The 17,939-nt window shown below is 41.9% G+C and carries 17 protein-coding genes; 4 read left to right on the top strand and 13 right to left on the bottom strand.

Going from position 1 to position 17,939, the window contains the following annotated elements:
* Genes ACKPQ5_RS08015 through ACKPQ5_RS08000 form a run of 4 tightly spaced genes read left to right on the top strand, consistent with a single transcriptional unit; the run spans position 1 to position 4,823 of the window.
* Entirely contained in the window at positions 1–666 is a 666-nt protein-coding gene (locus tag ACKPQ5_RS08015) for an HAD family hydrolase (protein ID WP_407678583.1), read from the top strand.
* Positions 667–674: 8 nt separating this feature from the next.
* Positions 675–1,994, top strand: a complete 1,320-nt coding sequence (locus tag ACKPQ5_RS08010; protein WP_407678582.1) for a dicarboxylate/amino acid:cation symporter — start codon at positions 675–677, stop codon at positions 1,992–1,994.
* 26 nt (positions 1,995–2,020) lie between these two features.
* Positions 2,021–4,063 (top strand): excinuclease ABC subunit UvrB, encoded by a 2,043-nt coding sequence (uvrB, locus tag ACKPQ5_RS08005; protein ID WP_407678581.1) that lies wholly within the window; start codon positions 2,021–2,023, stop codon positions 4,061–4,063.
* Complete coding sequence (locus ACKPQ5_RS08000; protein ID WP_407678580.1) at positions 4,044–4,823, top strand: GIN domain-containing protein; 780 nt, start codon at positions 4,044–4,046, stop codon at positions 4,821–4,823. Before uvrB ends, ACKPQ5_RS08000 begins: the two co-directional genes overlap by 20 nt.
* An 8-nt stretch (positions 4,824–4,831) precedes the next feature.
* Here ACKPQ5_RS08000 and ACKPQ5_RS07995 read toward each other — a convergent pair whose 3' ends face one another.
* The 13 genes from ACKPQ5_RS07995 to ACKPQ5_RS07935 form a co-directional block, all read right to left on the bottom strand.
* Entirely contained in the window at positions 4,832–5,677 is an 846-nt protein-coding gene (locus ACKPQ5_RS07995) for an MBL fold metallo-hydrolase (RefSeq protein WP_407678579.1), read from the bottom strand.
* Positions 5,678–5,754: 77 nt separating this feature from the next.
* Positions 5,755–6,735, bottom strand: a complete 981-nt coding sequence (locus ACKPQ5_RS07990) for an MORN repeat-containing protein (protein ID WP_407678578.1) — start codon at positions 6,733–6,735, stop codon at positions 5,755–5,757.
* Positions 6,736–6,737: 2 nt separating this feature from the next.
* The gene (locus ACKPQ5_RS07985) at positions 6,738–8,003 is read right to left on the bottom strand and encodes a type II secretion system F family protein (protein ID WP_407678577.1); all 1,266 of its coding nucleotides are present in this window, start codon (positions 8,001–8,003) and stop codon (positions 6,738–6,740) included.
* A gap of 37 nt (positions 8,004–8,040) precedes the next feature.
* Entirely contained in the window at positions 8,041–9,840 is a 1,800-nt protein-coding gene (locus tag ACKPQ5_RS07980) for a GspE/PulE family protein (protein ID WP_407678576.1), read from the bottom strand.
* A 4-nt stretch (positions 9,841–9,844) separates the two neighbouring features.
* The gene (locus ACKPQ5_RS07975; RefSeq protein ID WP_407678575.1) at positions 9,845–10,363 is read right to left on the bottom strand and encodes a hypothetical protein; all 519 of its coding nucleotides are present in this window, start codon (positions 10,361–10,363) and stop codon (positions 9,845–9,847) included.
* Positions 10,364–12,631, bottom strand: a complete 2,268-nt coding sequence (locus ACKPQ5_RS07970) for a secretin N-terminal domain-containing protein (protein ID WP_407678574.1) — start codon at positions 12,629–12,631, stop codon at positions 10,364–10,366.
* A gap of 110 nt (positions 12,632–12,741) precedes the next feature.
* Positions 12,742–13,281: a hypothetical protein gene (locus ACKPQ5_RS07965; protein WP_407678573.1), complete on the bottom strand. Its 540-nt coding sequence runs from the start codon at positions 13,279–13,281 to the stop codon at positions 12,742–12,744.
* 5 nt (positions 13,282–13,286) lie between these two features.
* Positions 13,287–14,549, bottom strand: a complete 1,263-nt coding sequence (locus tag ACKPQ5_RS07960) for a hypothetical protein (protein WP_407678572.1) — start codon at positions 14,547–14,549, stop codon at positions 13,287–13,289.
* 36 nt (positions 14,550–14,585) lie between these two features.
* Positions 14,586–15,662 carry a type II secretion system minor pseudopilin gene (locus ACKPQ5_RS07955; protein ID WP_407678571.1) on the bottom strand — a complete coding sequence of 359 codons (1,077 nt, stop codon included), beginning with the start codon at positions 15,660–15,662 and terminating at the stop codon, positions 14,586–14,588.
* Positions 15,662–16,375, bottom strand: a complete 714-nt coding sequence (locus tag ACKPQ5_RS07950) for a PilW family protein (protein WP_407678570.1) — start codon at positions 16,373–16,375, stop codon at positions 15,662–15,664. Before ACKPQ5_RS07950 ends, ACKPQ5_RS07955 begins: the two co-directional genes overlap by 1 nt.
* Complete coding sequence (locus tag ACKPQ5_RS07945; protein WP_407678569.1) at positions 16,372–16,869, bottom strand: type II secretion system protein; 498 nt, start codon at positions 16,867–16,869, stop codon at positions 16,372–16,374. The genes ACKPQ5_RS07950 and ACKPQ5_RS07945 overlap by 4 nt, the downstream gene beginning before the upstream one ends.
* Entirely contained in the window at positions 16,866–17,405 is a 540-nt protein-coding gene (locus ACKPQ5_RS07940; protein ID WP_407678568.1) for a prepilin-type N-terminal cleavage/methylation domain-containing protein, read from the bottom strand. The genes ACKPQ5_RS07945 and ACKPQ5_RS07940 overlap by 4 nt, the downstream gene beginning before the upstream one ends.
* Position 17,406: 1 nt before the next feature.
* Positions 17,407–17,826 carry a type II secretion system protein GspG gene (locus ACKPQ5_RS07935; RefSeq protein ID WP_407678567.1) on the bottom strand — a complete coding sequence of 140 codons (420 nt, stop codon included), beginning with the start codon at positions 17,824–17,826 and terminating at the stop codon, positions 17,407–17,409.
* Between the last annotated feature and the right edge of the window lie 113 nt (positions 17,827–17,939).

Raw genomic sequence — 17,939 nt, 5'->3', positions numbered from 1 at the left:
ATGGCATTAGGGGGGGTAATTTTTGATTGGGATGGAGTAGTAATTAATTCAGCATCTTTGCATGAGAAAAGCTGGGAGATGCTCGCCAATGAACTCGGTCTCAGCCTACCGAAAGACCACTTTGTTCTTGGATTTGGAAAGAGAAATGAAATTATAATCCCCCAGATCCTAAAATGGACACAAAATAAAGATGAAATTTCGTTATGGGGAAAAAGGAAAGAAGAATTATACCGAGATTTGGGAAAAGCTGAGGGAATTCCAATCTTGGAGGGAGTTCGTACACTTCTTCAATCATTGGCAAGAGAGGAAATTCCCTGTGTAATTGGAACTTCGACTGAGAAGAACAATCTTTCTCTTGCCTTCGAACAGTTAAAGATTGGTCATTTTTTTTCCGGTTCAGTCTGTTCGGAAGATGTAACTCGTGGAAAACCGGATCCTGAGGTATTTCTGAAAGCGGCTCAAATTATCAATCAAGCTCCAGAAAACTGCGTGGTATTGGAAGACAGTACACACGGCATAGAAGCAGCAATTTCTGGCGGAATGAAAGCACTTGGGCTCTCCACGACGAGAACGGAAACGGAACTGTTCGCAAGCGGTGCTCACAAGGTGGTTACCGACCCCACCATGGTAAACATCTCCTTGCTCAATAGCTTATTTATAAATTAAATGAACCTATGAAAAAGCTCGCACTTCACTGGAAAATTCTGATCGCCCTACTCCTTGCATTTTCAATTGGCTTATGGGCAAATTTCACCACTGAATCTACAATAGAAAAACCGGCGTGGTTTGAGAATCTTCACTACTTTACCAATTTTGTGGGAAGTCTATTTCTAAACGCTCTTAAAATGGTTGTTATTCCGCTTGTCATGACTTCGATAATCTGTGGAGTTGCCAAGATTGGAGAAGATAAAGACTTTGGACGGTTAGGGCTCAAAACACTTTTCTTTTACTCCCTGACCGGACTCCTCGCTGTGGTCGTGGGATTACTTTGCGTCAATTTAATCGAACCCGGACAGGTGGATCCAGAAATTCGTGAAAAAATGCTTTCCGGACAAAGTGCCCTTGAAGCTCAAAAGGTGGAACGGGCATTTGAGCATGCCGATGGAGGCATGAAAGGCATTCTTGAAATTTTTCAAAGAATGATTCCCCAAAATCTTTTTAAAGCAGCAGTGGAGGGTCAACTTCTCGGTCTGATATTCTTTAGTTTACTCTTTGGCTTTTTTATTGCCCGGCTTCCCGGAAAATACAAACAAAGCCAGACCATATTTTGGGAAGGTCTCAATTCAACCATTCTTGGAATTACGAATTTTGTAATCTCTTTTGCACCCTACGGTGTGTTTGGCTTAGTAACCCCTACCCTGATGATGGTTGGGATTGAAACCATTTCCGTGATGGGGACATTTGCTCTAACGGTTCTTCTTGGACTGGCAATTCATAGCTTCCTGGTTCTGCCTATTTTACTTCGAATTCTTGGAAAGATTAATTTCTTCCAACACTTTCAAGCGCTATCTCCTGCCTTACTAACTGCCTTTTCAACCGCCTCCTCATCAGCAACTCTTCCCGTTACCCTCGATTGTATAACCAAACGAGCAGGGGTTTCCAAAAAAATTGCTAGCTTCACACTTCCTCTCGGGGCAACTATGAATATGGATGGAACTGCACTCTTTGAGTGCGTGGTGGTGGTCTTCCTCGCCCAGTTATTTGGTGTGGAAATGACATGGGTTACTCAATCCACAGTTGTAATCATGGCATTACTCACCTCAATAGGAGTTGCCGGGATTCCCTCAGCCAGTCTCGTTGCAATCATAGTAATTTTACACGCGGTGGGTTTTCCGGATGCTACCATTTCGATCGGAGTGGGTATCGTTTTTGTCGTCGACCGGCTCCTCGATATGACTCGTACTGCAGTCAATGTACTGGGTGATAGTTGTGCCGCTGCCATTATTGGCAAATCCGAAGGCGAGACTGGATACTACCCGAGTAATCCGGGCTGAATTCCTGTACTGAATAAGGGGGTAATATGGATTTTCGATTACAATCGGATTATCAACCAATGGGTGATCAACCGCAGGCCATAAAAGGACTCGTGGAATCAATATCAAAGGGCAACATGGACCAAACCCTCTTGGGTGTTACTGGATCAGGAAAAACTTTCTCCATGGCCAATGTGATCCAGGATTTACAACGGCCGGCATTAATTATTTCTCCTAATAAAACTTTAGCTGCTCAATTATATTCAGAATTCAAAGCTTTCTTTCCCAATAATGCCGTAGAATACTTCGTAAGTTACTATGATTACTATCAACCCGAAGCCTATGTCCCCTCGACCGATACATTTATCGAAAAGGACTCCTCTATTAATGAAGAAATTGAACGCTTACGACTGGCAGCGACCAGTTCATTAATTAGCCGTCGCGATGTCATCGTTATTGCCAGTGTTTCGTGTATTTATGGATTAGGTTCACCCGATGATTTTGAGGCATTATCTATTGAAATAACCAAAGGGCAAGACCTGGGTAGAGATAACTTACTCGAAGGATTGGTCGAAGCATTGTACAATCGCAATGACATGGAATTAAAAGCCGGTCGGTTTCGAGTTCGTGGAGATGTAGTCGATTTATTTCCTGCCTATGCAAACAATCCAATTCGCGTGGAATTTTGGGGGGATGAAGTAGAGGACATTCGTGAAATTGATCCAATTTCAGGAGAAACAATTCGTAAATATGATTCATATCGAGTGTACCCGGCGACACAATATGTTACGACTAAGGACAAGTTGGAGGTTGGGTGTAAGGCAATTGAAAAAGAACTCGAAGAACAAGTTAAACATTTTGAAGGAAGCAATCTTTTACTGGAGGCCCAACGTATCCGTATGCGTACTGAATATGATTTAGAGATGCTTCGAGAAATTGGCTTTTGCAATGGAATTGAAAATTATTCAAGGCACTTATCGGGAAGAAAGCCAGGAGAGCGCCCATGGTGTCTGATCGACTTTTTCCCCGAAGACTTTCTTCTCTTTATTGATGAAAGTCATGCATCAATTCCTCAAATTGGGGGAATGTTTAAAGGGGACCTTTCAAGAAAGCAGAAACTTGTGGACTTTGGATTTCGCCTCCCGTCTGCCTTGGACAATCGTCCACTTAAACCCGAAGAGTTTGAAAGTGTAACCGGCCAATCTATCTATGTCTCGGCCACTCCTGCTGCAGTTGAACTCGAAAAGTCGTCAGTGGTTATGGAACAGCTTATTCGCCCCACTGGTCTACTTGATCCCGAAATGGAAATACGTCCGATAAAAGGACAAGTGGAAGACTGTATCGGGGAAATCAAAAAAGTGGTCAAACAGGGCTATCGAATTTTGGTGACCACCTTAACCAAAAGAATGACTGAGGACTTAGCCGAATTCCTAAGAGATCACGAAATAAAAGTCGAATACCTACACTCTGATATTGATGCAATTGAACGGGTAGAAATTCTCAGAAGTCTTCGAGCTGGAACTTTCGACGTGCTGGTAGGAGTCAATCTATTACGGGAAGGTTTAGATTTACCGGAAGTGGCATTGGTCATTGTGCTGGATGCAGATAAAGAGGGCTTTCTTCGTAGCGAGACCAGCTTGATCCAAACTGCCGGAAGGGCTGCAAGGCATGAAAAAGGAAGAGTGATCTTTTACGCAGATGTAATGACCAAGTCGATCACCAGGACACTTCAAGTTTGCCAATATCGAAGAGACAAGCAAATGGCATATAATGAAGAACATGGTATTACTCCCCAGAGCGTGATTCGACCTCTACAAGAAAGTTTACGTTCCAAGAAAGAAGAGAGTGAAGATTTATTAGCGGTTTCCGAAAATGTTTCAAAGGAAGATATTCGCAAACTCCTTAAGGAACTAGAGAAAGACATGCTCGCAGCAGTAAAGAAATTGGAGTTTGAAAAAGCCGCTCTGCTGCGCGATCAAATCTCTTTTCTCAAGGAAGGTGGGAAAAACCTTAAAACTGCCCAGACCGGGGGTTACTCAGGGGGAAAGAAGTACGGAAGAAAGAAAAAGTATGGAAAAAAGAAATTCTAAACTGTTCGCGTTTATATTCTTTTTTTTAGCTGCTAGCCTCCTTCGGGGGGAACTTGAATCAAAAAAGAAATTATTATTTTTCTTTGATAAAATTGAAGTAAATGGAAATGTTGATGTTTTTTTGGTAAAGGGCAAACGTTTGAGGGAAGCGTCTGTTTATGCAGATACAGAGATTATTCAATCGATTAAAACTGAGGTTTCCAGGAAGACACTATTTATCGATGCAAATAACACCTATAATATCGCTCGTCGGTTACCATTTATAAGACTCAATGCAGAAAGAACTTATCCAGTTGAAATCGTAGTTTCGGTTGAAGAGATTCGTGAAATTCGTCTCCTCGGACAAAGTAATCTGACAGCAGAAAATCTGAGAGCCAAAAAAATCTCCTTATTTATGGCAAGTTCCGGAAAACTTCATATTGATAACCTAGCTGCCGAAGTATTAAATGTAATCCACGAGGGATCTGGTAACATTTTACTCAAAGGAAATATAAGTGAAGAGATGGAAGTAAAAGTCTCTGAAAATGGATCGTTCATTGCCGATGAATTGGAAGTAGAACGAGCAACCCTGATACACCAAGGAAATGGAATCGTTCACCTGAAACCTAATAAATGGATGGATGCAAGAATTTTGGGGAATGGAAATATTTTTTTACACTCCAAACCTGAGAGATTGATTATTAATAAACAAGGGCTCGGTACGATTAAGGACATCTTACCCGATTCAGCCCCCCTCTACGATCTCAACAACTCCAAGTAGGAAAGAGATTAAATTGTAATTACTTCGCCTTCAATGGCAGGACGAACTCCATCCCTAAGAGAAGAAACTTCCTTCGCGATTTGATCCATTTTTTCATCATTGTGGGAAGGATCGTGGTGAAAGAGTAATGTCTGTTTTACATTAGCAGCTTCGGATACCTTTAGTGCTTCCTGCCAAGTTGAATGCCCCCAACCTTTAAAATTTTGATACTCCTCATTGGTGTAAGCAGAGTCGTACACCATAATATCGGCATTTTTAGCAAGGGTAACCACATTTTCATCAATCCGATCTTCAAAGTGTTCAGTATCGGTACAAATTGCGATGACCTTGTCGGCAAATTCAATTCGATAGCCACAGGCTCCGTTGGGGTGATTTAATTGACCGGTTTTAATTGTAATACCGCCCTCTAAAGAAAATTCGTGCCCGCAATCGTAGTCGTTAAATGAACATGCTTTTTCAATGAGAGCGCTGGGGACTGGAAAGACTGGGTCCTTCATAAGCATTGTCCCTATAATGCCGTGTAAATCATATTTATCTCCTGCAAGGTGACCCGCGTGGAGGCGAACATTGCTGTTGGGATTATACAGAGGAGCAAAAAATGGTAATCCCTGGATGTGATCCATGTGGGTATGAGTAAAAAATAAATCAGCATCGAGCAGATTTTGTTCTTCGATCATAATTTTCTTACCCAATAAACGAATACCAGTGCCAGCATCAATAATCACTCGTTTATCACCACAGAAAATTTCAAAGCAAGTAGTATTACCTCCGTATTTGATCGTATCAGGACCAGGACATGGAATACTTCCGCGCGTCCCCCAAAATTTTATGCTTAATGATGTTGGGCTGTTCATAAAAGAAATTTATAATAATTTAGATGAAAAAAACTACACTTGGCAACAACGAATCTTTCCTACCCTACTAGTAAACTCTATTCTCGATCAATCCAATTCCCATTTTCATCTTGGAATGAATTTGTTAAAACTCCTTCTCCCCAGTCGTAAAATCCTTCTATTGCCAATCCCTGGAGAAACTTTCCAGTATAACTTGTACCATCCCCAAAATCGAGGGTACCAACACCCTGTTTCTCTCCATTTGACCAAGATCCACTGTATACAACTCCGGATTGATCGGTCTGAACTCCTTGACCATTGGGCACTCCGGATAAAAATCCACCCGAGTAAACCGAACCGTCATTTTCAGTTAAAATACCGTATCCAGAAAATTCCCCCTCTTTAAATGCCCCGGTATAAATACTTCCATCTGCAGTTCTCAACATGCCCTTTCCCCAATATATGTTTTTTTGAAACCTTCCCGTATAATGATCTCCATTAATCGAGAGTAAACTACCATAAGAAAAAACTCCCTCCCCTGCAAAACTTCCGGAGTATTCAGCACCATCCTCTAACCTCATCGTGCCCTCTTCTAAATAATCTTTATTCCATTTCCCCGACATTATTACTCCATTTGAACTTTGGTATTCACCATAATTAAGATTATCATTCTTCCAGTCCCCGACCAATCGAGAAGAATCTTCCAATATTAATGTACCAAAACCATACCTTTTCCCACTTCTCCAATTCCCGACATATCGATCTAATTTAGATTCAGATTTATACCTCATTGTACCATGTCCATGTGCAAAACCATCTGTATGTTGCCCTTCAAAGATATCTCCGTTTACCAGATTATGGGTACCAAAACCATTTGGCTTACCCTTCACTAATTCTCCCTCATATATTGAACCATCTTTAAATACATGTCTTCCACGCATTGCTTCTTTATTAAGAGTAATTGATTCCCGTGAAGATGAAACTTCAATTTCATCTTCTTGTTGGGTACAACCGAAAAAAAGCCAATTAAGGAGAATACTGAGACTGAACAGGGAGAGTTTTAACTGAGTACAATACATTTTTAATAACTAATACTTTTACTGACCTGAAAAATACTACTTACAATTGATATTGCAACTAAGGCGACTAAAGAAAAAGCGAAGCCGAGAGCACCTCCGGAAACTAATGTCGTCATTGTCTTTATTTTCTTCGTTAATTGTTCACGAAATGAATGGCTACTATCTTCCATGCTGTTACCCAGATTTCCAGTTCGCTCACCCACTTCAAGAATATCGAGCTGCATTAATGGCATAAGTTTAAATTTACGCAGAGCTTCGGGAAGAGATTTCCCTTCATTTACCAAGGCCCGAGCCGAGCGAAAACGGGCTCTTATATATCGATTGCGAATTGTTTTCTCACACAAACGCAAGTTTTCAGTTAAGCCAATCCCACTCCAAATCAAAGTGGAAAGCAAACTTGCCAACTGGAACATTTCAGACAGATATATAATATTCCCAAAGAGTGGGAGTTTGAGCATGGTTTGGTCAAAAGTCATCCCCCCTTTTTCTGTCTTACTCCATTGAATTATAGTTCCCGAGGCAATTAATAAACCAATCAGAACGAATGGCCCCACTGCGAGTACCCAGTTTGAACCATTGATCAAAACTCGTGCCATAAGGTTTAACTCACCGCCAAGGGATGCAAGCATTTCTTCGATTTGAGGCAGTAAGAAAAAGAGAAAGAATAAAACGACCCCAAATGCAACCAAACCCACAAATACTGGGTACGCCATGCTGCCAAGAACCTTCGATTTTATTTCTCTTTTCTCCTCCAAGTGAGAAATAATTTTTTTTAATATGGGAGAAACATTTCCAGTCGCCTCTCCTGCCTCAATTACGAAACTGGAGGATTCGCTAAAATATTCAGGTAAGTTTCTCATTGCTCGAGACAATGTTTTCCCTTCCGCTAATTCCTTCCATAAAACACCTGCAATCTCCTTTTGCCCAGGGTCTGATAGTCGCTGATTGAGCAGTTTAACTGCATCAGCAACCGGCATTCCGCTGCTATGTAATTCTAATAATCTTTTGAGAAATTCTAAACCAATCTTCTCCCCTTTTCCACGAACTCCTTTTTTCGTTTCATTGAAAGCCTTCTTTTTAGAACTAGATATTTTTTTCGTCTTCTTTTTATCTTTTTCTAACCCTCCCCCAGAAACTGACTTAATTTGAAGAGGGGTTAATCCTTTCTGCCTAATTTTTTGGCGTGCTTGCTTTGCATCATTCGCTGCAATCTCACCAGGCAGGGTCTTCCCCTTTGAATCGATTGCAACATATTTGAATTTGGCCATTAAGAGATAAGTTCCCGAGATTGGAGTAGTTTAAACACTAAGCATCAGCAGACGAAAATGATTCCGTGGGAGTTTCTTCCACAAAACCATCTGCGTACCGAATTACCTCCTCAATACTGGTTAATCCGCGCTTAATTTGATTCCAACCGCTTCCCTGTAATGTACTCATTCCTTCTGCCAATGCGACCTCTCTAATGTCAGGCGCAGAGGCACTTTTAATTACCAAACTGTGAATTGGATCGCTCATTCTCATCAATTCAAATATCCCCACACGCCCACGATAACCCAAATTTTGGCAATGTGGACAACCCACAGCCTGCATGATTTTGTCTTTATTTTTGATTTCAGACTCTTCCGCCTCAAGCAAGGCAAGGGATGCAATCACTTCTCTTTCCGACTTAGTTGTTGGCTTGGCACATTCTTGACAAAGCCTCCGAACTAATCTTTGAGCAATTACCATCTCAACAGAAGAAGCAATAAGGAAAGGTTCTATCTCCATATCAATTAATCGAGTAATTGCACCGGGTGCATCGTTCGTATGAAGCGTACTCAGGACCAAATGACCAGTCAAAGAAGCACGGATTGCAATATCAGCAGTCTCGCGATCCCGAATCTCTCCGACCATAATAACATCCGGATCTTGCCTCAAAATCTCTCGTAATGCACTCGCGAATGTAAAACCAATTTCAGAGTTTACTTGTGTCTGATTAATTCCTGCCACTTCATATTCAACTGGGTCTTCCACCGTCATAATTCGGCGTTCTGGTTTATGAATACGTCGAATAAAAGCAGTTAAAGAAGTTGATTTACCAGAACCTGTTGGTCCAGTAACTAAGACAATCCCATGTGGTTTTTCCAATACTCCCACAATATTTCGCTCATCGTCATCCAAAAGTCCTAACTCTCGCATTGATAGTGGCTGCGACTTTTCATTTAACAGTCGTAGACTGATACTTTCTCCATATAAAGTAGGTAAAGTGGATACCCGAATATCCAAATCACTCTGGCCTTGTGAAAAAGTTATACGACCACCCTGAGGTCTTCTTTTTTCGGAAATATTAATCCCGCTCATAATCTTGATTCGGGAAATAATAGCGTCCTGAAAACTTCTCAAGTTATCCGGAACGCGAACTGGCACCAATTGTCCGTCTATCCTGTAGCGTATTTGAAGAGTATCCTTATGTGGTTCAAAATGAATATCAGTTGCTCGATCAACAATAGCTCGTTGGATAACCTCATTTACAAAGCGAATAATTGCGGCATTTTGATCCTCCAAATCATCTTGGGAATCTTCATCGCTCTCATCCTCTAAATCACTTTCATCGAGGCTGTCTGCCCCGATTCCAAAATTTTCTGTAATCGCCCGAGAAATTTTTTCGGGGGAACCAAGACTCCACAATGGCTTTCTTCCAGAAACAGCAAATACCCATCTGCTCATAACCTCAGTCGGTGGCCAAGGAGTTACAAGGCAAAGTTTATCCTTGTTGTTTATCTCCGTGGGTAAGCAACAATAATTATGGATCAACCTCATGGGGAGGAGTTTCGTCGGATTTTCCGGCATTTCAAAATCCTCATGATAATCAAGATCAGTTTTCTTACCAATCTCGATCATTATTTCAGCCACTGGTCTCGAATACTTCGATGCAAGTAAGCGGGCACGATCCTCCTTGGGAGAACTTAGAATATTTAAACGATCGAGATCAGCCAATTCTGGCCACCAATCCATGTCCTCAAAAGTATGGTTAAAATCAAAAGCCATGTCCTGCTGTTCTTCCTCTTCAGCAGTTCCAGCTCCCCCCTCGCGGATACCTTCATCTTTTCCATTCTGATTGACCATCTAACTACTTTTTGGGCGGTGAATTCACACGTGCTGGTATAGTAATCGTACGAGGCCTCGCACCAGGCGAAGGAAGCCGAGGTGCAGTTACTACCCGTTGGGACTTAGAAGGTTTCTTGACCGGTTGTCCACTCGGTACTGGAAGGACGCTCTTATTTGAATTCTTTAATGTTAGAGACATTCCGCCTCTTAATTTCAATTCATCTGTCTCAGGATTAAACCCTTCAATCTCGACCTTCCCCTCATCAAAGCTTTCCCCAATCTTAAGCCACGCCCCCTTGTTAGTGCCTCGATTAAAAAGGCTGAAGTGCCATTCGTCCCGAAATTTAAAAATTCCCCGTAGTTCAATATTTGGATTAATTGATTTAGGAGCTGGTGGAGGGGGGGCAGGCCGAATAATAGGAGGAGGTTTGGGCTGCCTGGAACCGGGTCGCTCAAATGGATTGATTTTCTGTCCATGCGAATTGGAACAGAAAAAACAAATCCCTAAGCAAAGGAAAGTTTTAAATTGAATGAACATCATTTAAAATGAAGGCTTGCTGGACTGCACATCTGGAGAAGATGTATTATTTTGTTGGATTCCATCAATATTGGGCATACCCAAAATTCGACCCGATGGGGAGCGGAATTTGGGTGCGTATTCACTATCAATTCTCTCGTCAATGGATCTGATGTTTTTAAGTGTGTTATCTCGTCCGGGCTTCATTATTGTGGGCTTTAGAAAAATGAGCAATTCGGTGGGTGTATATTTAATCGTTTGTGGTCGGAAAAACTTATCACCAAAATATGGAATATCACTTAACAGGTTATATTTAGATTCTGTTGAATCAACCTGTACCTCTTGCAGTCCACCCAAAACAATGATTTCTTCGTCTCTAATCGTCACAAAAGACTTCGCTTCTCGTATTTTTTTAGCCGGTAAAGACTGACCTTGATAAGTATTACTCTGAGTTTCATCAAACTTTTCTGCCTTCACCTCTACCTCCATAAAAATAGAGCCCTTCGATATAATAGTTCCATTTTCATCAATTAATGGAAGTCCTATTTTTGGCTTCTTAATTTCAAGTGATGTCTTCGCGGTAATTTTCTCCGCATTTCCGGTACTGCTCGTACCATCCGTTGAAGTATTCCCATAATAGGTTGGTATCACAATATTTCGTTCATCCTCGATCAAAATATGGACCTCTGGTGCATTATGAGAAACCATAAGCGAGGGCGTAGAAAAGATCCTTACATCATTACGTTCGGAAGAAAGAGCAAAAATTTGATCCCACCGAACACCAGTTAATTCCCAGTCCGACATTTCGAAAGGAATCGCAGAATTTAGACCTGGTATTCCCATTATTCCCTGAAAATTATTTGATTCAATTGGAACTTGCCTTGTTGCGGTTTCGCCGGACGGTAAAGTAAGCGACTCATTGGCTGTGGCAGTTTCTCCGAATAAACCTTCCCCTCTTGCTCCTCTGGAATATTTAGACCACTCAAGATTGCTAAAGAGAGCATCAATTCCTCGCTGGTTTTGCTCAGTTAGATCGACCATTACAAAAATAGTATCAATGCGGGCAAGGGGGAGTGGTTGGTCAAGCGATTCAATCATCATCCCAATTTCAGTTATGTCCGCCTTGGTTCCATAAACCAGAATTGCATTACTTCTTTCATCTGCAGAAATGGTAATAAAATCACTAAATTCATGAGAACCCTCGGCTTCACCAGAGGAAGAATTTGTTTGATTTGCGCCCGGGGCTGCAGAATTTTGCCCACCTGGGGTTGGAGGCTTTGCACCGGACTTTGAATTGTTGGCAGTAGGCCTTATGTTTTTCCCCCCCTGAACCTTCTGCTTTATGCTTTGTTGCTTTTTGATTACTTCATCAAGAATAGATTGAATATCTTTTGCCTCAGCATGCTGCAGTTTAAAAAGCTTGCTTGTGGTTTTCATCTTAACCGGAGCGTCCAAAGTTGCTAATATGAATTTAATCGTTTCCAGATTTTCCGTCCGGGTCACAACAATAAGCTTTCCTGTCCTTTCGTCCGAATCCACCTGCGTCGTTCCGCCAATAAATGATTTAAAACTACCCTCTATCATAGTTTTTAATTTGGTCTCCAATTCACGAGCTCCTGCGTGGAGTGTATCATGAATAAAAAATTCAGTCCCCAACTCTTCTCTACTAATGGGACGATCAATAGAAACCAACAACTTTTCCATGCGCTGGAGGTTCAGTAAAGAATCAGTCGCCAATATACTGTTTGCCTTTTCAAAAAGAAGTAACGCTCCCACATTTGGGGTAGAGAATGGAATTAATTGCTCACGCACCTCCACCGCTGGAGCATATTCGAGATGAAACATCTTCATGTATATTCTTTGACTCGGCTTGATTGAAGAGGCAGGGCCTTCCAGCCAAATAGGCACATGAACATTCATGCCCGCTGCGGGAACAGCCTTGTATACTCGATCATTTATCCTACTGATTCCAATACCATTCATCGCCAACAAACTATCCAAAACGAGTAATGTTTCTCTTTTTGTCAAAATACTAAAACTATCAAAATTAACTTTCACTTGGGGAAGATTTTGAGGACGTAAAATGTACTTATCTGTGAGCACTTGAATCATATCCAAAATCATATTTGTATCCTGATCTCGTAAACGAAGTCTTTCCAAAGGCTCTTCGAGTCCATCCACCAGGCGCAGTTCAACGGGGTCCGCCAAGACGCCTAAGCCAAGGTCATCAAATCCCTCCGGTGCCCCAACAAGGCCAGTAGATGGCGCTGGGGCAGCAGGAAGATCGTTCACCGGCACCTGGCCGTGGACTTCAAATAAGAAACCAATCAACAGCAAAGCGAACGATCGTGATATCAAAAATTTTAAACTCTTGTTTTTAGACATGATAAATGGGCATTATTTTATTGGCTCACAAACTCCACCGAGCTTACCACAAAAGTTGCGTCGTATGTGGTCGGATCATATGGTCGTGATTTAGGTGGATAGTTTGGTTCAATCTTAACTTCACTGAGAAACATATAAGGGCTCTCCTGCCTGATCAAATCTGCAAATTCGTTCACATTTTCATAACTCGATCGAGCAAATTTAATCCTCACCTTGTGCTGGGAATACCGTTCTCTTTCATCAGTATCCAATTCGCGATAATCTCGTTGTGGAAAAACTTTATCAGCGAGCGTGGATACTCGGTTACTCAGATTATTTTTATCGTAACTCTTGTTTGCCTGTTCCAATTTTTGTGCTTCCAAAGCTTGATCAATTACTGGCTTCAAATTGATAACTGTCTGGTGCCCCGCAATCATTTGTTCGGTTAAGCCCCATTCCTGATAAAGTGACAGACCCGACTCGAAAAACTTAAAAAAACAGACCAGGACAACGATCCATAGAGAAAACAACAAAAGAATTTGTTCACGGTCGTTTAATTTAAAAAATAGTTTTTTCAAGACATTCATCCCTTATTTAATAAATTCCCCCCCGAAGAATCTGTGGATAAGTAAGCGGACTTAACCTTTCCTTCCTCTACTATTTTAATTTCTATTTCAAAAGTTGTCTTGCCTCCGCCACTCTTAATTTCCCTCATTTCCTCCCCGGAGCGACTCACTCGGATATTGGCAATGTTGTTTTTCTCCAGACTTTTTATGAAGGTGTTAATGGCTTCAATCGTTTTGCCCTCACCTTCCAACCTAACCTCGTTCCTACTCTCGAAGTGAGCCAAAGAAAACCACAAATTAGGATCCCCCGCAATACCGCCTCTGTGAACGGCAACTCTTATTAAAGCACCAAACGGATCAATTCCACCCAGTTTATTTTGACGAAGTTTTTCGAGAAGCTTTTGTGATTCGATGACCAATGGAACTTCCTCCGCGTACTTTTGACTGAGTAATTTTCTTTCCTCCAACTTGACGCCCATAATCTTAATTCCAGCAAAAACGAGTAGCATTGCCGCCATGCCCACACTCCAAACAAGAATCCCCTTCCATCTCGCTCTAGCCTGATTTCTTCTCTTTTGCTCGACATCGATAAATTCACGCTGCCGAAGGTCGCTCGTCCAAAGTTCATCGGCCGAAAGTAATACATCCTGATCCAAGGAAAGATCTGAATCTTTCCCCACCAACCAATTATGCTCAAATTTAAAAAAACCATCCTTTGTTCTTTCGACCTCACCTGCAACCAATATATCTTTACTGATCTCGTATCTCTCCAAATCGAAAAGAGATAAAAGCTTTCCTCGCGCATCCTCGATCGACTCGTCCCCTTCTTCCGGATCCAAAGCAACAGAATACAGCAAGTCAGGCACACTACATTCTTCCTGAAAAGATGCCGCAGTTAAAGTTTCCTCAAAAAGCAAAAATACAATTGTTGGTTCAGGGTATTCATTTCCGAGCAGAGAGATAAAAGAAGGAAAAACGCGTCGAAATAATTCGAGATTCTGCCAACCTATTTGGCGCAGTTTTGCAAGAGGGGTTCCGAATATAAATATTTTCCTCTGCTCCTCATCTGCCTGATAACCCCACGCTAGTTGATCGACAGGATAAGGAGACAGCCCTCCCTCGCTCAAGACAAATTCTGCAAAATCCTGATATTTTTCGGCCTTGAGCGAAGTGGGGAAAGAAATTGTATCACAAAAAAAGTGTTCACCAGGGATTCGAAGGGTGAATTCTCGAAGTTCTCCAACAGGAAATTCGGATGATTTTTCAGGGGTTTCCGCCATAGAAATGGTTCTTTTTTTATAATGCTAAATCCATATTCAGTCGATCAAATTCTCGTTTTCTCGAATAGAAAGAATTCGAAATGGATATTGCATTTTAGTATTTTGCGGACTTCTTGGCTTGGGGGCAACCTTTGCTCCCCTACCCTGCGATTTGGGCTGAGCAGCATTCCCGCTTGCAAGAATAGCATGCAACTGAAAATTTGCCTTCCCTTTTGTAACTGTTACCAATACGCGAAAAACACTTGCTGTGGTGCTCGTGCTAATTGAACGATTGCTCCTCAACTGGGCAAGTTTTGGATCGTTCATACTCTTGAAATAAGGATCTCCTGAAGAACTACTTGGCCCCGCAATTACCTCATCGTATAGGCTATCATCATCTCCACACAAAAATTTAACCAAATAAGGAGAGGCGGTGTTTATATTGACCGGACCGTTGTGGAAAAATGAAAAACTTTCGCGAAAATTTTTCAGGTGAATCGTTTCACTTCCTTCGGCTGTATAAAAGAGACCGGATTCATCAGGATCATCTGGATCATACGCAAAGCCTTTTACCATACGAAATTCCTCGAAATTTTGAATCTTTTTACCGGGAGTAAAGTAAGGGAATTCAAGATCTTCATAGTAATCATCCTCTGCCCCCTCATCTCTTTCCTCCTCATCCGCATCCTGCCAGTCCATCAAACTATCGTAGAAAGGCTGCCCATCATCTTCATTCACCAAGGAATCACCCTCCGCACGCATAACCGAAAAGAGAGAGACTAAATCTTTTTCCGCGATTGTTGATATTGGAACCTTTCCCGATTCATCCACCAATGAGATCGACCATTTAACCGTAGGATCGAGAGGAGAAATCTCCGAATAACTAAGGGGATTCCCCCACCCTTGAGAGGGAGAATATAATGTTCTCTCCACCAGCATAAATTCGTTGAGTACCCCGACAGATACATCCAGCGCAGAATAGGCGTGCATTCTTAAATCATCTCGTCGGTGAAATTGGCTCACATGACGGAGTTCCTGGACAGTTTCCTGCATTAGTCGCATGCACAACACCGAAAGTAGTACAATTAATGCAAGAATAAAAACCAGAATCGAGCCTTTTCGCCCCGTAATCATTATAAAGGCTCCTCCTCAATTCCATTGGGAGAAATTCTTTTAATCGGGAGCGTAATAGTTCTTTCCAGGTCTTCCTGTTCCCACTTAAACACAAGCTTCATGAATGCAGGAATCCTAAATTTTGCCGATTGTACATTTTCTTCCAAATCTTCCACAATTTCCCACTCCTTAATATCGTCCGCATCCGCATCTTCATCCCCATAGTAGCAATAAAAAATTTCTGCACAAAAGGGACTTATTACGGTTTTAAAAAGATCATCTTCATCTTCAAGCTCCATTCTTCCCTCCTTATTTTTTTCTAGTTCTTGAAGTTCAGAAAACCATAAAAAACTTAACCCCTCTCCCTCTGTAAACTGAAAATAACAATGTACACGGCTCGCAGAACCAGTCGGCCAGACTAAAAGTGGGGGTGCTTCCCTTAAGTAAAAATGAATCAATGGGTCATCGGATTCAGAAAATCCAACGGGTCGTTGCAAATCAATGACATCATCTCCAGAGCGATTTAAGGTGGCTAAAGTAGCTTCCTCTAATACAGCGGTAAGAAAATGGGCCACTCCGTTTACATGGGCATCAAACGCATCGCGAGTTGCGGGTCTCTCCGCCCAGGCTCTCGAAATGGTAATTAACAGAGAGGTGGCCGCCATTAAAACCAAGCCTCCAATTGTCAAGGCCAACAAGACTTCGATCATGGAAAAGCCTCGCTTTCTGCTCATTGCCTTCTCCTTTCTTCCTGGATCTCTCTAATTTTATCCCTTTTATCTTCTAATAATCGTTCTCGCTCTGTTGAGAAATCCCCATTTTTGCTCCATGACGGGCGAAAAACATACATTTGAGAAATCCTTTCTCCTGACTCAACCCCCAGGTCTTCATTCCCTTCATATTCAAGAGATAATGTAACCTGATAGACGTCTAAAACATTAGTCATCTCTACCTCCGTCTCCCATCTAATCTCTCCCATGGATAACGCCTGTATATCACCGCCGTCTTTTATCTTCTCATAGTCTGACTCCTTAAAAATTTCCCCACGCACCCAGAGAAGATCCTGCTCCATTTCTCGAGTGTCTTTCATCACCCGAATTGTTCGGGATGCAATAAATGCACCGTCCACTAAAAAAACCGCAGACAAACCAAAAAGTGCTAAAGCAATTAATACTTCAATCAGCATAAACCCATTTCCATGAGTATTGGGATGGAAAGAATATTTCATTCCTTGCTTTTCAACACATACCCCGAAAAAGGATCAAACTCTAACTTTTTCGTTTCATCCCTAAAATCAATCTCGGCAGTAAATGGTACACATGAACCCGAATGAAAAAAGACCCGATTGAGTACTAGGTCGCGTTCATCGTATTGAGAAGTTCCTCCCTCTTCTCCCGCTAATGGGCCAACGGCATGAAATATGACCTGCGGCATAAGCGATTCCTCTTTTCTTATTTTATCATCTAACTTCTTATAGACTCGATGCTCAGCTAAAACTTGCCCCGATGAGTCGGTTACGATGAAAGTTGCATTCTCTTCAAAATAACTCAAGTAAGCCGCTCGCTTACTCTCACTCGCATTATACACCGCGTCGAGCACTGCCTTTTTTAATACTCGCTCAGGGGGTTCAAAGTTACTCCCCTGAATAAAAGCTCCGGCATTCCCCGCTACAATGCCCACTAAAACTGCCACCAAAGCAAGAACAAGCAGTACCTCTATTAGGCTAAAGGCTCGCTTTCGGTACGCCTTGGGTACCGGTTTCAAATTACTTCCCGGTATCCCAGTTCCCTAAAACAGTACCGTCTGGTGCAGTAGTAGAAATATCAAAACTTCCCGGATTGTGAGTCCCGGGGTATTGATAAATGTAATCTTTCCCCCAAGGGTCCTGTAAATCTGAAGATCGTTTTACAAATGGAGGCGTGCCCGCCGGAGGTGTCTTTAAATCGGCGAGACTCTTCGGATACTCCCCGACTAGTGCAAAATAGCTAGTCACATAGGCCTCACCAGTACTGTTAACCCAAGTCTGGGCTGCCTTTACTTTTCCACCACCAAAGATTTCTCCCAAGTTTGACATTGCCAGACCGGCAACAATGCCGATTAAAGCCAAAACAATGAGAATTTCAACAAGAGTAAAACCTCGTTGTTTGGTACGCCGCAGAGAATGTTTATGAGAAGAAGATATCATGTTATTATACTAATTCATCCTAATCTAATTTTGCAAGCCTGTTGAAATATATATCAAACCCGTAATTTCGTAAGAAATATTCTTGCCTTTAGACCAATTCCATTCCATGCAAT

The sequence above is a fragment of the Candidatus Seribacter sulfatis genome, assembly GCF_964187635.1.
GTDB lineage: Bacteria > Verrucomicrobiota > Verrucomicrobiia > Opitutales > Seribacteraceae > Seribacter > Seribacter sulfatis.
The sequence above is the reverse complement of the archived record's forward strand: the minus strand, read 5'-3'. Positions and strand labels throughout refer to the sequence as shown.

What these genes read in the sequence shown, in the direction of transcription:
- ACKPQ5_RS08015 (WP_407678583.1), top strand. Translation starts at nt 1, where the DNA reads ATGGCATTAGGGGGGGTAATTTTTGATTGGGATGGAGTAGTAATTAAT.
- ACKPQ5_RS08010 (WP_407678582.1), top strand. Translation starts at nt 675, where the DNA reads ATGAAAAAGCTCGCACTTCACTGGAAAATTCTGATCGCCCTACTCCTT.
- uvrB (WP_407678581.1), top strand. Translation starts at nt 2,021, where the DNA reads ATGGATTTTCGATTACAATCGGATTATCAACCAATGGGTGATCAACCG.
- ACKPQ5_RS08000 (WP_407678580.1), top strand. Translation starts at nt 4,044, where the DNA reads ATGGAAAAAAGAAATTCTAAACTGTTCGCGTTTATATTCTTTTTTTTA.
- ACKPQ5_RS07995 (WP_407678579.1), bottom strand. Translation starts at nt 5,677, where the DNA reads ATGAACAGCCCAACATCATTAAGCATAAAATTTTGGGGGACGCGCGGA.
- ACKPQ5_RS07990 (WP_407678578.1), bottom strand. Translation starts at nt 6,735, where the DNA reads ATGTATTGTACTCAGTTAAAACTCTCCCTGTTCAGTCTCAGTATTCTC.
- ACKPQ5_RS07985 (WP_407678577.1), bottom strand. Translation starts at nt 8,003, where the DNA reads ATGGCCAAATTCAAATATGTTGCAATCGATTCAAAGGGGAAGACCCTG.
- ACKPQ5_RS07980 (WP_407678576.1), bottom strand. Translation starts at nt 9,840, where the DNA reads ATGGTCAATCAGAATGGAAAAGATGAAGGTATCCGCGAGGGGGGAGCT.
- ACKPQ5_RS07975 (WP_407678575.1), bottom strand. Translation starts at nt 10,363, where the DNA reads ATGATGTTCATTCAATTTAAAACTTTCCTTTGCTTAGGGATTTGTTTT.
- ACKPQ5_RS07960 (WP_407678572.1), bottom strand. Translation starts at nt 14,549, where the DNA reads ATGGCGGAAACCCCTGAAAAATCATCCGAATTTCCTGTTGGAGAACTT.
- ACKPQ5_RS07955 (WP_407678571.1), bottom strand. Translation starts at nt 15,662, where the DNA reads ATGATTACGGGGCGAAAAGGCTCGATTCTGGTTTTTATTCTTGCATTA.
- ACKPQ5_RS07950 (WP_407678570.1), bottom strand. Translation starts at nt 16,375, where the DNA reads ATGAGCAGAAAGCGAGGCTTTTCCATGATCGAAGTCTTGTTGGCCTTG.
- ACKPQ5_RS07945 (WP_407678569.1), bottom strand. Translation starts at nt 16,869, where the DNA reads ATGAAATATTCTTTCCATCCCAATACTCATGGAAATGGGTTTATGCTG.
- ACKPQ5_RS07935 (WP_407678567.1), bottom strand. Translation starts at nt 17,826, where the DNA reads ATGATATCTTCTTCTCATAAACATTCTCTGCGGCGTACCAAACAACGA.